The 16,077-nt window shown below is 66.3% G+C and carries 19 protein-coding genes; 15 read left to right on the top strand and 4 right to left on the bottom strand.

Translation table 11 applies throughout. From position 1 onward, the window contains the following. Window positions 1-258: 258 nt before the first annotated feature. The 4 genes from ACSFB7_RS34230 to ACSFB7_RS34215 all read left to right on the top strand — a co-directional run bounded on the left by ACSFB7_RS34230 (window position 259) and on the right by ACSFB7_RS34215 (window position 3,106). Entirely contained in the window at window positions 259-1,167 is a 909-nt protein-coding gene (locus ACSFB7_RS34230; RefSeq protein WP_435476788.1) for a 2-dehydro-3-deoxygalactonokinase, read from the top strand. After that, a complete protein-coding gene (locus tag ACSFB7_RS34225; RefSeq protein WP_435476787.1) occupies window positions 1,164-1,805 on the top strand; it encodes a 2-dehydro-3-deoxy-6-phosphogalactonate aldolase in 642 nt (213 codons plus the stop codon). The genes ACSFB7_RS34230 and ACSFB7_RS34225 overlap by 4 nt, the downstream gene beginning before the upstream one ends. Next, window positions 1,798-2,583: an aldolase gene (locus ACSFB7_RS34220; RefSeq protein WP_435476852.1), complete on the top strand. Its 786-nt coding sequence runs from the start codon at window positions 1,798-1,800 to the stop codon at window positions 2,581-2,583. The genes ACSFB7_RS34225 and ACSFB7_RS34220 overlap by 8 nt, the downstream gene beginning before the upstream one ends. A gap of 202 nt (window positions 2,584-2,785) precedes the next feature. Further along, window positions 2,786-3,106, top strand: coding sequence for a hypothetical protein (locus tag ACSFB7_RS34215; protein ID WP_435476786.1), 321 nt, complete (start codon window positions 2,786-2,788; stop codon window positions 3,104-3,106). A gap of 66 nt (window positions 3,107-3,172) precedes the next feature. On the opposite strand, the gene ACSFB7_RS34210 is transcribed toward ACSFB7_RS34215, so the two are convergent. From ACSFB7_RS34210 to ACSFB7_RS34195, 4 genes are all read right to left on the bottom strand, one after another. After that, on the bottom strand, window positions 3,173-3,889 hold the full coding sequence (locus tag ACSFB7_RS34210) for an SDR family oxidoreductase (protein ID WP_435476784.1): 717 nt from the start codon (window positions 3,887-3,889) through the stop codon (window positions 3,173-3,175). Between the two features lie 26 nt (window positions 3,890-3,915). Next, window positions 3,916-5,352 carry an MATE family efflux transporter gene (locus ACSFB7_RS34205; RefSeq protein ID WP_435476783.1) on the bottom strand — a complete coding sequence of 479 codons (1,437 nt, stop codon included), beginning with the start codon at window positions 5,350-5,352 and terminating at the stop codon, window positions 3,916-3,918. A 30-nt stretch (window positions 5,353-5,382) separates the two neighbouring features. After that, complete coding sequence (locus ACSFB7_RS34200) at window positions 5,383-6,714, bottom strand: MFS transporter (RefSeq protein WP_435476782.1); 1,332 nt, start codon at window positions 6,712-6,714, stop codon at window positions 5,383-5,385. 108 nt (window positions 6,715-6,822) lie between these two features. Then, window positions 6,823-7,278, bottom strand: coding sequence for a MarR family winged helix-turn-helix transcriptional regulator (locus ACSFB7_RS34195; RefSeq protein ID WP_435476781.1), 456 nt, complete (start codon window positions 7,276-7,278; stop codon window positions 6,823-6,825). Window positions 7,279-7,353: 75 nt separating this feature from the next. On the opposite strand from ACSFB7_RS34195, the gene ACSFB7_RS34190 reads away from it, so the two are divergent. The 11 genes from ACSFB7_RS34190 (at window position 7,354) to ACSFB7_RS34140 (ending at window position 15,969) form a co-directional block, all read left to right on the top strand. After that, window positions 7,354-7,905, top strand: coding sequence for a PaaI family thioesterase (locus ACSFB7_RS34190; protein ID WP_435476780.1), 552 nt, complete (start codon window positions 7,354-7,356; stop codon window positions 7,903-7,905). Between the two features lie 136 nt (window positions 7,906-8,041). Next, complete coding sequence (locus ACSFB7_RS34185) at window positions 8,042-9,109, top strand: Fe(3+) ABC transporter substrate-binding protein (protein ID WP_435476779.1); 1,068 nt, start codon at window positions 8,042-8,044, stop codon at window positions 9,107-9,109. A gap of 46 nt (window positions 9,110-9,155) precedes the next feature. Continuing rightward, entirely contained in the window at window positions 9,156-10,838 is a 1,683-nt protein-coding gene (locus tag ACSFB7_RS34180; RefSeq protein ID WP_435476778.1) for an ABC transporter permease, read from the top strand. Beyond that, a complete protein-coding gene (locus ACSFB7_RS34175; RefSeq protein ID WP_435476777.1) occupies window positions 10,835-11,518 on the top strand; it encodes an ABC transporter ATP-binding protein in 684 nt (227 codons plus the stop codon). Before ACSFB7_RS34180 ends, ACSFB7_RS34175 begins: the two co-directional genes overlap by 4 nt. 101 nt (window positions 11,519-11,619) lie before the next feature. Then, window positions 11,620-12,300 (top strand): glutathione S-transferase family protein, encoded by a 681-nt coding sequence (locus tag ACSFB7_RS34170; protein ID WP_435476776.1) that lies wholly within the window; start codon window positions 11,620-11,622, stop codon window positions 12,298-12,300. A gap of 61 nt (window positions 12,301-12,361) precedes the next feature. After that, the gene (gloA, locus tag ACSFB7_RS34165; protein WP_435476775.1) at window positions 12,362-12,811 is read left to right on the top strand and encodes a lactoylglutathione lyase; all 450 of its coding nucleotides are present in this window, start codon (window positions 12,362-12,364) and stop codon (window positions 12,809-12,811) included. 95 nt (window positions 12,812-12,906) lie between these two features. Next, on the top strand, window positions 12,907-13,254 hold the full coding sequence (locus ACSFB7_RS34160) for a hypothetical protein (RefSeq protein WP_435476774.1): 348 nt from the start codon (window positions 12,907-12,909) through the stop codon (window positions 13,252-13,254). A gap of 155 nt (window positions 13,255-13,409) precedes the next feature. Continuing rightward, window positions 13,410-13,679, top strand: coding sequence for a hypothetical protein (locus ACSFB7_RS34155; protein WP_435476773.1), 270 nt, complete (start codon window positions 13,410-13,412; stop codon window positions 13,677-13,679). Beyond that, window positions 13,676-14,245 carry a type II RES/Xre toxin-antitoxin system antitoxin gene (gene parS, locus ACSFB7_RS34150; RefSeq protein WP_435476772.1) on the top strand — a complete coding sequence of 190 codons (570 nt, stop codon included), beginning with the start codon at window positions 13,676-13,678 and terminating at the stop codon, window positions 14,243-14,245. The genes ACSFB7_RS34155 and parS overlap by 4 nt, the downstream gene beginning before the upstream one ends. Window positions 14,246-14,295: 50 nt before the next feature. Continuing rightward, window positions 14,296-14,763 carry an RES family NAD+ phosphorylase gene (locus ACSFB7_RS34145; RefSeq protein WP_435476771.1) on the top strand — a complete coding sequence of 156 codons (468 nt, stop codon included), beginning with the start codon at window positions 14,296-14,298 and terminating at the stop codon, window positions 14,761-14,763. A gap of 36 nt (window positions 14,764-14,799) precedes the next feature. After that, the gene (locus ACSFB7_RS34140; RefSeq protein WP_435476770.1) at window positions 14,800-15,969 is read left to right on the top strand and encodes a hypothetical protein; all 1,170 of its coding nucleotides are present in this window, start codon (window positions 14,800-14,802) and stop codon (window positions 15,967-15,969) included. Window positions 15,970-16,077 lie beyond the last annotated feature (108 nt).

Genomic DNA, 16,077 nt, shown 5'->3' with positions numbered 1-16,077 from the left:
TCGGCGCGAGCGCTGGACAGAGCGTTGGTTGATCAGCGATTCACCAGCAGCGTTTCCATGTGCGAATGACACCGGGTGCTCCCCGCAGCGAAATAAAGGAGGAGGGGCGCGCAGCGCCCCGGGGGACATTCGCGGAGGGGAGCACCCGGTGTCATTCGCACTCGCCCCGAATGAATCCGAATCCGAACCCGAACCCACCCCGAACAGCAGCGCCAAGAACGAACATCCACGAAACACAACACACGTCGACCCACTGAAATGACACGACTGGTAGCAATCGACTGGGGCACAAGCTCACTGCGCGGCGCACTGCTGGACGCCGATGGCAAGGTGCTCGAAGAACGCAGCGACGCACGCGGCATCCTCACCGTGCCTGAAGGCGGTTTCCCCGCTGTCTTCGAAACGCTCTTCGGCGACTGGATGCGTACCGAAGGCGCGCGCTGCCTCATCTCCGGCATGGCCGGCAGCAAGCAAGGCTGGGTCGAGGCGCCGTATTGCGCCTGCCCCGCCGGCCGCGCCGAAGTGGGCCGCAAGATCATCGACATCGATGCCATTCCCGGCGCGCGCATCGCGATCGTTCCCGGCCTGAGCGACGAACACGATGGCGTGCCCGACGTGATGCGCGGCGAAGAAGTGCAGATCTTCGGCGCCATGACGCTCACCGGCCTGAACGACGGCATCTTCGTGCTGCCGGGCACCCACAACAAATGGGTCACGGTCAGGCAAGGCCGCGTGGCGGGCTTTCGCACCTACATGACGGGCGAGTTCTACGCGCTGCTGAGCCAGCACTCGATTCTTGCGCGTACGCTCGATGCGGCAGCGCCGCTCGACGAAGCCGCGTTCCTGCAAGGCGTGACGCTGTCCGAAAACGGCCACGGCCTGCTGCACAACGCCTTCGGCGCACGCACGCTCGCGCTGTTCGATCGCATGCCGAAGCAGGAGCTGTCGAGCTATCTCTCGGGCCTGCTGATTGGCGAAGAGCTGCGCACGCAGTCGCTGCACGCGGCCGGCGAGGTCGTGCTGATCGGCTCGCCCACCCTCACCCAGCGCTACACGCTGGCCCTGCGTGCCACCGGCGTCGCTACGCGCACGCTCGGGGCCGAAGCCACCTGGGCCGGGCTGCATGCGCTGTCGGGCTTTCTGGCAACAGACAAAATCGGATCATGACAACCCCTCTCGAAAAATTCGGCACCGCCATGCGCGAGCTGCCACTGGTGGCCATCCTGCGTGGCCTCTCGCCGGCCGAAGCGGCAGACGTGGGTGATGCCATCGTCGAGCCCGGCTTCAGGCTGCTCGAAGTGCCGCTCAATTCGCCGCAGCCCCTGGACAGCATCGCGCTGATGCGCAAGCGCTTTCCGCAGGCGCTGGTCGGTGCGGGCACGGTGCTCTCCGCGCAGCAGGTGCGCGAGGTGCATGCCGCCGGTGGCGAGCTGATCGTGTCGCCCAACTTCAACGCCGAGGTGATCGCCGAAGCCGTGCGGCTCGGCATGGTCTGCCTGCCCGGCGTGATGACGCCGACCGAGGCCTTCGGCGCGCTCGCGGCCGGTGCCACCGGGCTCAAGTTGTTCCCCGCCGAGCTGACCTCGCCCGCCGTGGTGAAGGCGCTGCTGGCCGTGCTGCCGTCCGGCACGCCGGTGATGCCCGTGGGTGGCATCACGCCCGCGAACATGGCGGTGTGGCGCGCGGCGGGTGCAGCGGGCTTCGGCATCGGCTCCGCGCTCTACAAGCCCGGCAAGCAAGCCCCGGCGGTGCGTGATGACGCGAAGCAGTTCGTCGCGGCCTGGACGGGCGTGACGCATACCTGATCCGCGACCCTCTGAGCCAAGAAAAAAGAAGGAGACCCCGATGAACGCCGATGCCACCTACGCCAGCCCCGCCGTGCGCAAGCTGCGCGAAGACCTTGCCCTTGCCCTGCGTGCTGCTGCCCATCACGGGCTGTCCGAAGGGGTCTGCAACCACTTCAGCGTGATGCTGCCGGGCGCGCAAGACCGCTACCTGATCAACCCGCGCGGGCTGCACTGGAGCGAGATCGGCGCCGACGACATCGTGCTGATCGACGTGCACGGCGAAGTGCTGGCCGGCCGTCATCGCGTGGAGCCGACCGCCCTCTTCATCCATGGCGCGGTGCACCGGCTCACAGGCCACGCGGTGGTGCTGCACTGCCACATGCCCTATGCGACCGCGCTCACGATCACGGTCGACCGTGCGCTCGATCCGACCGCGAGCCAGAACGCGATGCGCTACATGAACCGCATCGCGATCGACGCCGAATACAACGGCCTGGCGCTCGACGATGCGGAGGGTGAACGCATCGCCCGCGCGATGTCGGGGAAAGACGTGGCCTTTCTCGCGAACCACGGCGTGATCGTGGCGGGCGCCACCATCGCGCATGCCTACGACGACCTGTATTACCTCGAACGCGCATGCCTGCACCAGGTGATCGCGCAGTCGACCGGGCGCCCGCTGGTGCCGGTGAATGCGAAGCTGGCCGCGCATGTGGCGGCGCAGATCCAGGGCGAGCGCGAGCAGTCGGACCTGTTCTTCGAGGCCCTGCGGCGGATGCTTCCGTCGCCGCACCACTGAGCGACCGGCCCATCGGTCTATGGCCGATGGAAGACGCCCGCAGGTGTTTTCTCGGTGGCAAAGCTCCTAGGATGGCGGTGTGGCCGGCATACGTCCTACGCGCATGGGCTTACAGCTCTTCATCCGATTTCGCTCCAGCCTTACAACAACTTCACACAAGGCCGCGAGGATGAAGCTTCCAAATCACACCACTGGGGGATCAGTGAAAAAGCTTACCTTCGCAATCGGCGCCGCGGCCCTTCTGTCGCTCGCATCGCTCAGCATTCCGGCCCAGGCCCAGACGGGCGGCCGCTTCATCCAGGCGCAGGTCTATGTGGTGCCCGCACCGCCGCCTCCACGCCACTACTACGCGCCGCCACCGCCGCGTTACTACCACGGCCCGCGCCATTACCGTGGCAACGACCGCTACTACGACCATGGCCGCCGCCATGACGACCGCCGCTACAGCGGCCGCCGGGACAACGACCATGACGGCGTGCCCAACCGCTACGACCGCCGGCCGAACAATCCCTACCGCTATTGATCTGCCGGTTCACACAGATCGACGACCCGGGCCGAGTGCCCGGGTTTTTCTTTGTGCAGCGGCGTTCTATGTTGCAGCACGCACGGGCGACGTCGCATAGGCCGGCGCTTCACTCGACAGGCCCTGCTTGAGCTGGCGCGTGACCGCATCGGCCAGCACCTCGGGCTTGCCCGCTTCCACGCCTTCCAGCGTCTGGCGCGCCACGTCATCGGGCGACGCCTTGGCGCCGGGCACATGCGCGGCCATGTCGGTGTCCATGAAGGCCACGTGCAGACTCGTGACCTGCGTGCCCTGCCCCGCCAGTTCGTTGCGCAGGCCATTGCTCAGCGACCATGCCGCGGACTTGGTCGTGCTGTAGGTGGCCACGCCGGGAAAAGTGGTCCAGCTCAATGCCGACAGCACGTTGACGACGGCACCGCCGCCATTGGCCGCGAGCACGGGCGCGAAGGCCTGCGTCAGCGCCCAGGGGCCGAAGAAGTTGGTCTCGAATTCGGCACGCGCGGCATCGACCGCACCGGCGCCGAACAGGCTCGATCCGCGCGAGATGCCGGCGTTGTTGATCAACAGCGTGACATCGCCGCAAGCGCGCACGGCCGCTTCGATCTGCGCGGCTTGGGTCACGTCGAGCGCCACCGGCGTCACGCCAGCGAGCGTGATGCTCTTCGGATCGCGCGCGGCGCCATAGACCTTGCGCGCACCAGCCGCCAGCGCGGCCTTGGCGAACGCCAGTCCCAGGCCACGGTTCGCACCGGTGATGAAGACGACGGAGTCCTTGATTTTCATGGGAAGCCTTTGGGTAAGAAATTGATTCAGGCCTGCGCCACGCGGCGCAGCAATCCGCTGGTGCTGCGGGGCCAGCCCACGCGGCCGAACCATGCGCCGCCCGCGATGGCCGATGCGATCACGATGCCGTACACCACGAGCGCCACGCCCTGCGCCGCGAACACGCCGGTGAGGCCACCGCCCCAGCGCAGCGCCAGCCAGCCGCCCGTGCCCGCCACGGCCAGCCGCGCGATGTTGCCGAGCACCGGCCACAACAGCCGGCCCGCGCCCTGCGACGCGAAGTACAGCACCAGCCCGACGCCGAAGAAGCCATACAAGGGCCCCACCACGCGCAGGTAGTGCGTGCCGGTTTCCAGCATCGCCGGGTCATTGCCGAACAACAGCAGCCAGGGGCGTGGGAAAAATGCAGCCGCGAGCCCGATGGTCTCGGTCAGCGCGAAGGCCAGCCCCGCGCCGGCCCAGGTGGCGCGCAGCGCGCGTTCACGTTGCCCGGCGCCCATGCAGGTGCCGACCATCGCGACCAGCGGCGCGCCAAGGCCGAACACCAGCGGCACCAGCAGGTATTCGAGCCGCGATGCCGTGCCGTAGCCAGCCAGCGCGCCCGAACCGAAGTGCCCGGTCAGCGCCGTGGCAATGCCGATCGACAGGTTGGTCGCCACCGTCGACACCGCGCCCACCAGCCCGATGCGCAGGATGTCGCGGAACAGCGGCCAGCGCAGCTTGAGAGCCGCCATCGTGGGCCGCAGCAGGCTGCGCGGCGAGCGCAGGTAGATGATGAGCGCGATCGAGCCCAGCAGGTAATACAGCAGCAGCGCCATCGCACCGCCCGCAATGCCCATGCCCGGGATCGGCCCCCAGCCGAAGATGAGCAGCGGCGACGCCGGAATCAGGAACACCACGCCCACCACCGTGACATTGGCCGGCACCGACATGTTGCCGGTGCCGCGGATGATGGCCGAGAGCGAGTTGAAGAGCCACACCAGCACAGCGCCCGAGAAGACCCAGTTGGAGTACGTCAGTGCTGCGTCGAGCGCGGGGCCCGTGCCGCCCATGATTCCGTAGAGCCAGCGTCCGCCCAGCAGCAGCGCCAAGGTGAAGCACAGGCCGAAGCCCAGCGCGATGACGATGGCATGCCACACCAGCGCATCGGCATCGGCGCGGCGGCGTGCGCCGAGCGCGCGGGCAATCGACGAGGCGATGCCGCCGCCCATCGCGCCGCTGGAGGTCATCTGCATCAGCATGACGATGGGGAACACCAGCGCCATGCCGGCGAGCGCATCGGTGCCGAGCTTGCCGACGAAGTAGGTTTCGATCAGGCCGACGGAGGCCTGCGCCACCATCACCAGCACGTTGGGCGCGGCGAGGCGCAGCAGCGTGGGCACGATGGGCGCTTCGAGCAGGCGGCGCGTGCGAGGGTCGAGGTCGGCCGACGAAGCGGTGGTGGACGTAGTTGCGGTGGACATGGCTGGCTTGCGCGTTGGGTTGCGTGCGTGTCAGGCGCGTGCCGCCGACGTCGAGGTCTTCGACGCTGTCGAAGCCGGCGCGCCGGTCTTGGCGGCCGGGCGGCGAATCATCATCACGATCAGCGCCGCCACCAGGCAGGCAGCGCCGGCCGCGTAGAGCGCGGGGGTGTAGGTCAGCAGCAGCGTGCGCGCAAAGCCGGCGCCATAGGCGGCCGTGGCGGCGCCCAACTGGTGCGCGGCGAAGATCCAGCCGAACACGAGGCCGACCTTGGCCGGGCCGAAGGCGGCACCGGCGAGCTTGACGGTCGGCGGCACGGTGGCGATCCAGTCGAGGCCGTAGAACATCGCGAAGATGCCCAGGCCGTAGATGGTGAACTCGGAATGCGGCAGCCAGAACAGCGACAGTCCGCGCAGGCCGTAGTACCAGAAGAGCAGCTTGCGGTTGTCATAACGGTCCGAGAGCCAGCCCGAAAGAATGGTGCCCACAAAGTCGAAGGCGCCCATCATGGCCAGCACCGAGGCGGCGGGCACTGCGCCCATGCCGTTGTCGCCGCACAGCGAGATGAAGTGCGTCTGCACCAGGCCGTTGGTGCTGAGGCCGCAGATGAAGAAGGTGCCGGCCAGAATCCAGAAGGTGCGGTTGGTCGAGACTTCCTTGAGCACGCGGAACGGCGTGGCGAAGTTCATCAGTGGCGCCGCCGCTGCCGGTGCGGCCGGCTGCGTGCCGGGCACTTCACCGTAGGGCAGCAGGCCGACGTCCGAAGGCCGGTTGCGCATGAAGCACAGCGCGAGCACGCCGATGAGGATGGTGCCGATCACGATCGGCACGATGGCCGAGCGCCAGCCCCAGTGTTCGATCATCCAGGCCGCGAACGGCAAGAAGGCAAGCTGCCCCGTGGCCGAGCTGGCCGTGAGCATGCCGATGACCAGCCCACGCCGCGCCACGAACCAGCGGTTGGCCACCACCGCGCCGAGCACCAGCGCGGTCATGCCGGTGCCCAGGCCCAGCATCAGGCTCCACAAGAAGAAGAGCTGCCAGAGCTGCGATGCCAGGGTGACCAGCGCCATGCCGAGGCCAACGAGCGCCAGGCCGGTGCAGACCACGGCACGCAGGCCGTAGCGCTCCATCAGCACGGCGGCGAACGGGCCCATGAGGCCGAACAGCGCAAAGCGCAGTGCGAGCGCCGACGAAATCTGCTCGGTGCTCCAGCCGAACTCCTTGCCCAGCGGCTGCAGCATGGCGCCCGGCAGGCCCAGCGCGGCCGACATGGTCAGCATGGTCAGGAAGGTGATGGCGGCGACGATCCATCCGTAATGGATGCCGCGGCGCTGGAGCCATGCGGAAACGGGGGTGGCGAACATGGGACCTCGGCTGTTGGAATGAGATGTGGAGGAGGAGAAAGAGAGAAAGCAGTGCCCCGCGCAGCGACGCGCGTGAAGCGAAAGGGGTGTGTTGCGCGGTGCCCGGGTTCAGTCGGCGCAGTCGGGCGCGTCTTCGGTGCCGAGCAACTCGAGCGACTCGTCGATCAGCAGGTGCAGCGCCAGCACGCGCTCCACGCCCAGCAGCGCGTTGAGTTTTTGCTGCGCGGTCTTCCAGTGCTGCTGCGCCTCGCGCCATTTGTCTTCGCCTTCGGGCGTGAGCGCGACCAGCCGGCTGCGCGCATCAGCGCCGGCGGTTTGTGCCACCCAGCCGGCAGCGATCAGCGGCTGCAGGTTGCGGCTCAGCGTGGAGGCGGTCATCTTGAGTTCGGCCGCGAAGTCGACCGGGCGCGTGGCGCCCAGGCGCTTGAGGTGCGACAGCAGCGAGTACTGCGTGGTCTTCAGGCCGCTTTGCGAGACCTCCGCGTCGTAGTGCTGCGAGAGGCGTCGCATCAGTTGCCGCACCTTGAAACTGGTGCAGCCGCGGGGTTTGGTCTGGATGTCCATGGGGTATTATTGTATGTGCAACTATTGCATATGCAACTTACCCGGCCCGCCAAAGCCCCCAGAAGGAACACAGGCATGACGACGAACCCCATCAACCTGCTCGACACATGGATCGCCGAAGAGCGACAGATCACCGACCGCCTCGACGGCGGCCCGGGCCCCGGCCTGGCCCGACCCGACCAGCTCGCTGGCAAGACCGGCCTCGAAATCATGCAGGCCATGCTGAACGGCGACATCCCCTACGCCGCGATCGCCAAGACGCTGGACTTCACGATCCTGTCGGTGAGCAAGGGCGTGGCCGTGTTCCAGGGCACGCCGCTGCCGCAGCACCTGAACCCGCTGGGCACCATCCACGGCGGCTGGGTCGCCACCCTGCTCGACTCGGCCCTGGGCTGCTCGGTCCACACCATGATGCCGCCCGGCCGCGCCTACACGACCGCCGAACTCGGCGTGAACTACGTGAAGGGCCTCACGCCCAAGGTGCAGCGCGTGCGCGCCGAGGGCAAGGTGATCCATTGCGGCAAGCAACTCGCCACCGCCGAGGCGCGCCTGTTCGGACCTGATGGCACGTTGTACGCGCACGCGACGACAACCTGCCTGGTGTTCGAGATTCCGCCGGCGCGCTGAGCGCAGTAGGCCTTCGACCTGTAAGTCCAAAGGCAGCGCGCTTCCTCCCCCCAGTGATAATTATTCTCATCGGCCCGCAGGCTCGCTCTGCCGCCGATGCATTCCAGAACACGTCACTGCTCCCGGAGGATCCTTCATGACTGAACGCTCCCGCGTCCAAGGCCGCCGCGCTGCGCGCGCACTGCTCGGCGCCAGCGCCACCTGGCTAGCCATCACCGCCCTGCCCGCACAGGCCGCCGCCGCCGACGAACTCACGCTCTACACGACGCGCGAGCCCGCGCTGATCCAGCCGCTCATCTCGGCCTTCAGCGCGCAGAGCAAGATCAAGGTCAACACCGTGTTCGTCAAAGACGGCCTGCTGGAGCGCGTCAAGGCCGAAGGCGCACGCTCGCCGGCCGACGTGCTGATGACGGTGGACATCGGCAACCTGATGGACCTGGTCGATGGCGGCGTGACGCAGCCGGTGAAGTCGGCCGCGCTCGAATCTGCCATTCCGGCCAACCTGCGCGGCACCGACGGCCAATGGTTTGCGCTGTCGCTGCGCGCCCGCGTGCTGTATGCCGACAAGAGCCAGCCGCTGACCAGCTTCCGCTACGAAGACCTGGCCAACCCGAAGTACAAGGGCAAGGTCTGCATCCGCGCCGGCCAGCACCCCTACAACACCGCGCTCGTGGCCGCGCTGATCGCGCATGACGGCGAGGCCAAGGCCGAGCAGTGGCTGCGCGGCGTGAAGGCCAACCTGGCACGCAAGGCGACCGGCGGCGACCGCGACGTGGCGCGCGACATCCTCGGCGGCATCTGCGACGTGGGCCTGGCCAACTCGTACTACGTCGGCCAGATGAAGAGCGCCAAGGAAGGCACCGACGCGCGCAAGTGGGGCGATGCCATCAAGGTGATCCGCCCGACCTTTGCCAACGCCAAGAGCGGCGGCACGCACGTCAACATCAGCGGCGCGTCCATTGCCAAGAATGCGCCGCAGCGTGCCAATGCGGTCAAGCTGCTTGAATTCCTCGCGTCGGAACCGGCGCAGTCGCTCTACGCGCAGGCCAACTACGAATACCCGGTGCGCAAGGGCGTCGAACTCGACCCGATCATCAGCCAGACCATCGGCGAGCTGAAGGTCGATCCGCTGCCGCTGACCGAGATTGCCAAGTACCGCAAGCAGGCCAGCGCGCTGGTCGACAAGGTCGGCTTCGACCAGTGATGCGGATGGCGGGGCACGCCTTGCCAGTGCCTGAAGAAAAAGAAGAATGTTGTCGATAGCACGGCGCCAGTCGCCGGGCCTGCAGGCTGCGGGTCCGGCCTGGCGCTGGACTTCGTTCGCCATCGCCATCGGCGTGCTCGCGCCGGTGCTCACATTGGCGTGGCTCGCCTTCGGTTCCGGCGTCGGGCATTGGGGCCCGCTGTTCGCGCATGTGCTGCCGCAGGCGACGCTCAACACCGCCGTGCTGCTCGCGGGCGTCGGCACGCTGGTGCTGGTGATCGGCACCGGATGCGCGTGGCTGGTCACGGCGCATGACTTTCCCGGACGCGGCACGCTGCACTGGGCGCTGCTGCTGCCGCTGGCGATGCCGACCTACATCGTCGCCTTCGCGTACCTCGATCTTTTGCATCCGATCGGCCCCGTGCAGGGCGCGATCCGCTGGGTGCTGGGCTTCGACAGCCCGCGCCAGTTCCGCCTGCCCGACCTGCGCTCGATGCCCGGTGCGATCTTCGTGCTGGGCTTCGTGCTCTATCCGTACGTCTACATGACGGCACGCGCGATGTTCATGACGCAGCCGGCGCACCTGATGGAAGCGGCGCGCACGCTGGGCGAGAGCCGGCGCGGCGCCTTCTTTCGCGTGGCGCTGCCGCTCGCGCGGCCGGCACTGGCCGTGGGCCTGAGCCTCGCGTTGCTCGAAACGCTCAACGACATCGGCGCCTCTGAATTCCTGGGCGTGAACACGCTGACGGTGGCGGTCTACACCACCTGGATCACGCGCTCCGACTTGGCCGGCGCGGCGCAGATCGCATGCGCCATGTTGTTCATGGTGGTGGCGCTGGTCTGGCTCGAACGCAATGGCCGCCGGCACCAGCGCTTCGGATCGGCGCAACGCATGCGTGCCGTGCAGCCCAGGCGATTGCATGGTGCGGCGGCGTGGGCGGCCACCGCCGCGGCCGCATTGCCGGTGCTGATCGGCTTCGTGGCCCCCGCGCTGTACCTCGTCTGGGAAAGCGCCAAGCGACTGCTCCAGGGCGGCGGCATTTCGCAGGGACTGATCGCCAGCCTCGGCAACACCCTGGCTCTGGCAGCGGGCGTCACGGTGGTGGCCGTGGCTGCGGGGCTGGTGGTCGCATGGGCTTCGCGCAGCCAGGGCACGGGCCTCAACCGTGCGCGCTGGCAGGCCCGTGTCGCCACGCTGGGTTATGCGGTGCCGGGCACGGTGCTGGCCATCGGCCTGCTCACGCCGGCGCTGGCCTTCGATGCCGCACTGGCGACCGCGCTCGGCCTTCAAGGCCTGCCGCTGATGGGGGCCGGCGTGGTGCTGGTCGTGGCCTGCGCGATCCGCTTCCTGGCGATGCCGGTCGGCGGCATCGAGGCCGGGCTCGCGCGCATTCCGCCCGCCATCGAACAAGCCTCGCGGCTGCTCGGCGAAACCACCGGCGGCACGCTGCGCCGCGTGCACCTGCCGCTGCTGCGGCCCGCGATGGCGGCCGGCGCGTTGCTGGTGTTCGTCGACGCCATGAAGGAACTGCCAGCCACGCTGCTGCTGCGGCCCGCGAATTTCGACACCCTCGCCACCTGGCTTTATGCCGAGGCCGCGCGCGGCACCTACGAGGAAGGCGCCATTGCCGCGCTCGCCATCGTGCTGGCCGGGCTGCTGCCGGTGGTGCTGCTGGCACGCAACCAGTTGGGTGCATCCTCGGTGACGTCCGATACGACAAAGACATGAGTTCCCCCCTGCATCTCGATTCGGTCCAGCTCGCCTACGAAACACCACGCGGCCTGCACACCGTCGTCGACGGCTTCTCGCTTTCGATGGCCGCCGGCGACATCGCCTGCCTGTTCGGCCCCTCGGGCTGCGGCAAGACCACGGTGCTGCGCGCCATCGCGGGCTTCGAGCCGGTGCGCGCCGGCACGGTGCGCCTGGGCGATGTGCTGCTGTCTTCGGCGCAGCAACACCTGCCGCCCGAGCAACGCCGCGTGGGCATGATGTTCCAGGAATACGCGCTGTTCCCGCACTTGTCGGCCGCGAAGAACGTGGCCTTCGGACTGCGCCGCCAGGGCCGCGCGGCGCAGCAGGCCCGCGTCGCCGAAATGCTGGCGCTGGTCGGCCTGGCCGAGGCCGGCGAGCGCTATCCGCATGAGCTTTCGGGCGGGCAGCAGCAACGCATTGCACTGGCCCGCGCGCTCGCGCCCTCGCCGGCCTTGCTGCTGTTGGACGAGCCTTTTTCCAACCTCGACGGCGGCACCCGCGAACGCCTGACGGCGGAGGTGCGCGGCATCCTCAAGCAGGCCGGCCAGACCGCCATCCTGGTCACGCACAACGAAGCCGAAGCCCATGCCATGGCCGACCGCATCGGCGTGATGCATGGTGGCCGCATCACGCACTGGCTGAACACGGCGGCCTAGCACAAGGGTTCGTTTTTCCGAATGGGCTTTCCGGGAAAAGGTTGTCCGAGATCGCAAGAATCGCGGCGATCCGCAACACCTTCTCCCAGAACGGAAACCCCATGCCGCAAGCCCTCACCCTCGTCAGCCACCTGCTGTGCCCCTACGTCCAGCGCGCCGCGATCTCGCTGAATGAAAAAGGCGTGCCCTTCGAGCGCGTCGTGATCGATCTCGCGAACAAGCCCCAGTGGTTTCTCGACATCTCGCCACTCGGCAAGGTGCCGCTGCTGAAGGTACAGCGCCCTGACGGCAGCGAGGCCGTGCTGTTCGAAAGCAACGTGATCTGCGAGTACCTCGAAGAGACCCAACCCGGCACGCGCCTGCATCCCGAAGACCCGCTCACCCGCGCCGAACACCGTGCGTGGATGGAGTTCGGCTCCGCCATCCTCGGCGACCTCTGGGGCTACGAGACCACGCAGGATGCAGCTGTGTTCGAGCAGAAGCGGCTCGCGCTCATTGCGAAGTTCGAGCGCGTCGAAGCGACGCTGGGCACCGGCCCCTATTTCGCGGGCGCGGACTTCAGCCTGGTCGATGCAGTGTTTGCGCCGGTGTTCCGCTACTTCGAGGTGTTCGACGCCCTGCACGACTCGCACATATTCGACGCGCTGCCCAAGGTGAACGCCTGGCGCCAGGCCCTGGCGGCTCGCCCGAGCGTGCGCAACGCTGTGGCGCCCGAGTACCCGCAGCACCTGATGGCCTTCCTGCAACGCCACCAGGCCCACCTGCTGACACTGGCGGCTTGATCGCCGCGCCCGGAGGCCGACAATAGCGGCCTTCCCACCCATAACTACACGGCACCACGAGATGCGACTCCTTCACACCATGCTGCGCGTTGGCAACCTCCAGCGCTCCATCGACTTCTACACAAAAGTGCTCGGCATGAACCTGCTGCGCACATCGGAAAACCCCGAGTACAAGTACAGCCTTGCCTTCATCGGCTACGGCAAGGGCAACCCCGACCAGGCCGAGATCGAGCTGACCTACAACTGGGGCACCGAAAGCTACGAGTTGGGCACCGCCTATGGCCACATCGCGCTCGGCGTGCCCGATGCCTATGCGGCCTGCGAGAAGATCAAGGCCGCGGGCGGCAACGTCACGCGCGAAGCCGGCCCGGTCAAGGGCGGCACGACCGTCATCGCCTTCGTAACGGACCCTGACGGCTACAAGATCGAATTAGTACAAGAGAAATCAACAACTTACGACGACAGACGCCACTTAGACGCCAAAACCGTCGATCCGCTGCGTAGCGCGTAGCGGAAAGGCAACAAAAAGCCTGCGCAAGCAGGCTTTTTGTTTGTCCGTGACCCGTCCTATCCAGCGTTGACAACTCGACCTTGCAGAAAGGGCAGGTGTCATGGAAGCCACGCTCGGACAACTTCTTCAATCGGGATACGACCTGCTTCCGCGCGGCGCTCAAGCTGGCCCTGGAGGATGGTTTCGTCACCCGCAACTTCGCATGGCGCAGCAAGCTCAAGCCCTTGAAAGGTGTGGACCGTTGGCGCGAGCTGTATCCCAACACCAAGAAGCGCCGCACCTTTCGCCATGCGGTCGAAGATCTCGCGCTGTTTGTTCGAGGTATGACCGTCATACCGCTGCGGCCCGGGGCACTTGCGAAGTTGCAGGTGGCACGCTACGTGCCCTCGTCCGCAGACCCGATCCATCGACAACGACAAGGCCGGCCGAGGCCGGCGTATTGACACAACTGCCAAGTTCTTCGAGAAACTCTGCGAGGGCCAGCCGGAACCAGGAGGCCAGCAGAGACCACTGCGTCGCTCATCGGGTGCTTTCAGGCGTCCTTGTTTCATGGCTTGCCATCGGCTCGTCGGAAGGCGGCCTTCCCTCGGGCACCACCATGTACACCCTGCGGCACAACACAATCACCGACCTCGTACAAGCCGGCCTCGACACCCTGACCGTGGCGCAGATTGCCGGCACATCGGTCTGGATGATCGAGCTGTACTACGGCCACCTGACCCGCGAACACGCGAAAACCGGCTGGCTACGCTGGCGCTCTGAAGAATGCCCCTCATGCGCTACCCCCTTGACTCCCCGAGAGAACACCTCAGATTCTCACCGTATGGCACACTATCAGTGCCAAATGGCAGAAGAGGTGCCTCCATGACGACCAAGGAAACCCACGCCCTCCACTCCGGAACCACCGGCTCCTGGGTATTGGCGAGCGATCCCCAGCCCCACATCACGGCAGAGTTGAGGAAGCGATATCGCGCGCTCATCGATGCTAACGGCACGCATCTGGTGATCGCATTGGAACTGCTGGGTGGCCACAAGGTGTTCTCCCATGCGCCCGAAAACCTGCTGGACGTCCATCGCTGGGTATCCCATGGCATTCCCAGCGTCTCGATCACCCACTTGGCCCTCGCCGTGGAACCGCTCTCATCGCACACCTTGAGCGAAGCGCTGGGCGTCAGCCTGCGCACCCTGCATCGCAAGAAGGGGGCGCCAGGCAACACCCTCAGCGTGGTGCAGGGTGGGCGCACCTTCAAGTTCGCCGAAGTGGTCGCCAAGGCCACCGTGGTGCTCGGAAGCCGGGAGACCGCCGTGCAATGGCTGACCTCCCCCGCCATTGGCCTGGACCAGCAAAAACCCATCGATCTACTGGCAACGCCTGTGGGCACCCAACTCGTCGAAGAGTTGCTCGACCGCATCGAGCATGGGGTCTACGCTTGACGCGCGACCACCCGATGATGTCCGTCCCCCGGCTAGTCACAGGTGTTCCTGTGCTCGCCTGGCGCCTGGACCGCGAGCACTACGCCAACACCTGGGACAGCGGCATCGGCGCCGAGAAGCTGGGTGGCCGCTGGAACGTCAAAGGTCAACGCACCGTGTACTGTTCGATCGACCCCAGCACCGCGATCCTGGAGGTTGCGGTGCATGCCGGTTTTCCGGTGTTGGACACCCAGCCTCACATGCTCACCTGCGCGGAGATCATGAAAGAACCGATCCACGTCGTGCAGCCAGAGGACGTGCCCAACCCGGCTTGGCTGATCCCCGGCACGCCCAGCGCCGGCCAGCAAGCTTTCGGCAGCCAGTTGCTCGCGCAGCACGGCATTGTCCTGCTCCCAAGCGCCGTGTCTCGGTTCAGCTGGAACCTGGTGATCGAGCCCAGTGTCGCCAAAGACAGATACCGTCAGCACTCGCAGGCACCGTTCGTTCTCGACACGCGCCTGCATCCTCCCAAACCGTAGTCAGGATGGCGGCCACCTGCACATCGGCGAACAGCGATGACCGGTACGCTGGCGGCCGGTAGCGCACCGATGCAAATAGCCCCTGCAGGGATCGGCGCGTCCATCGATGCGCACCGGGCTCACCCGGAAGTCGATCTGGAAAGGCACAGCCGGAACAGGCAGATCGACTTGGCTAAGAGCCTGAAGGGGCGACGCGCCATCTATCTGGATCTCAAGTTCTGGATCGGCATCCGCGACGCCCAAGCCACCAGTCCCACACTTCATCCCTACAGCGCTCTGCTGGCCTCGCTGCGCGAAGCCGTGGTTGATGGCCGTGCGTTCTTCCCCATCTCGGACAGCTGCTTCCTGGAAGTCTTCAAGCAATCGGACGCCGACACGCGCCGGAGGACCGCAGCGCTGATCGATGAACTGAGCCTCGGGGTTACGATCATTTCGTTCGATCTCCGCATCGGCACCGAGATTGCCCATCTGCTGCATGCAACACTCACGCCGGAGCAGGTTTATCCACTGGATCATCTTGTCTGGACCAAGCTCAGCTATGCGCTGGACCACTTCAGCCCGCCCGTCGGCATGTTCGACGAACAAACCGGCAGGGCAATCGAGAAGGCATTTTTCGATCACATGTGGACCATCCCCTTGGTCGAAATCGAACAACACATCGGCGACGCCATGTCCACCAAAGATCCTGGGCACCATGAGCGCCTGGCTCACACCCTGAACCAAGGCATCGCAGAACATGCGCCGGGGATCAGGAGCTTCAAGCAAGTCTATGAACACGAGCTCGTCGGCGTGATGGATCTTTATGCTGGCCGAGCCGCGGACATCTTGTGCAACATGGCCCCACCCTCCTTGGGACCACGCCCGGCAAAACACACCGACCAATACAAGGCCATAGAACGGCAGTGCCTCAGCTTGCTGGTGGGCGCAATGAGTTCCGGCAAGGGCAAGGCCACCCTGCGAACGCTGCACATCAATACATCGATACATGCTGCCGTTCGCTGGAACAAAGGACAGAAGCTCAAAGCCAACGACTTCTTCGACATGCAGCACGCAGCCGCGGCGGTCGGATACTGCGATGCCTTCTTCACGGAACGCTCACTTGCCAACGTCCTGACCCGCAGCGACCTGGCCTTGGGCAAGCTCTACGACTGCGCTGTCGTATTCACTCCCGAAGCCGCCCTGCAGTACGTCCAGGCGAAGGTCTGACAAGGAACCGATCTATACATGTTGTTACACTGAATCCATAAGGAGCATCACGTCTCAACGCGTGCCTTCTCGCGCGACAAGTATGTTGTCGTATTCACCCGCTCTGAA

Source organism: Variovorax raffinosi (assembly GCF_051216615.1).
In the GTDB taxonomy this organism is placed as follows: Bacteria; Pseudomonadota; Gammaproteobacteria; order Burkholderiales; family Burkholderiaceae_C; genus Variovorax.
This window is presented reverse-complemented; position numbering and strand designations above follow the sequence as displayed.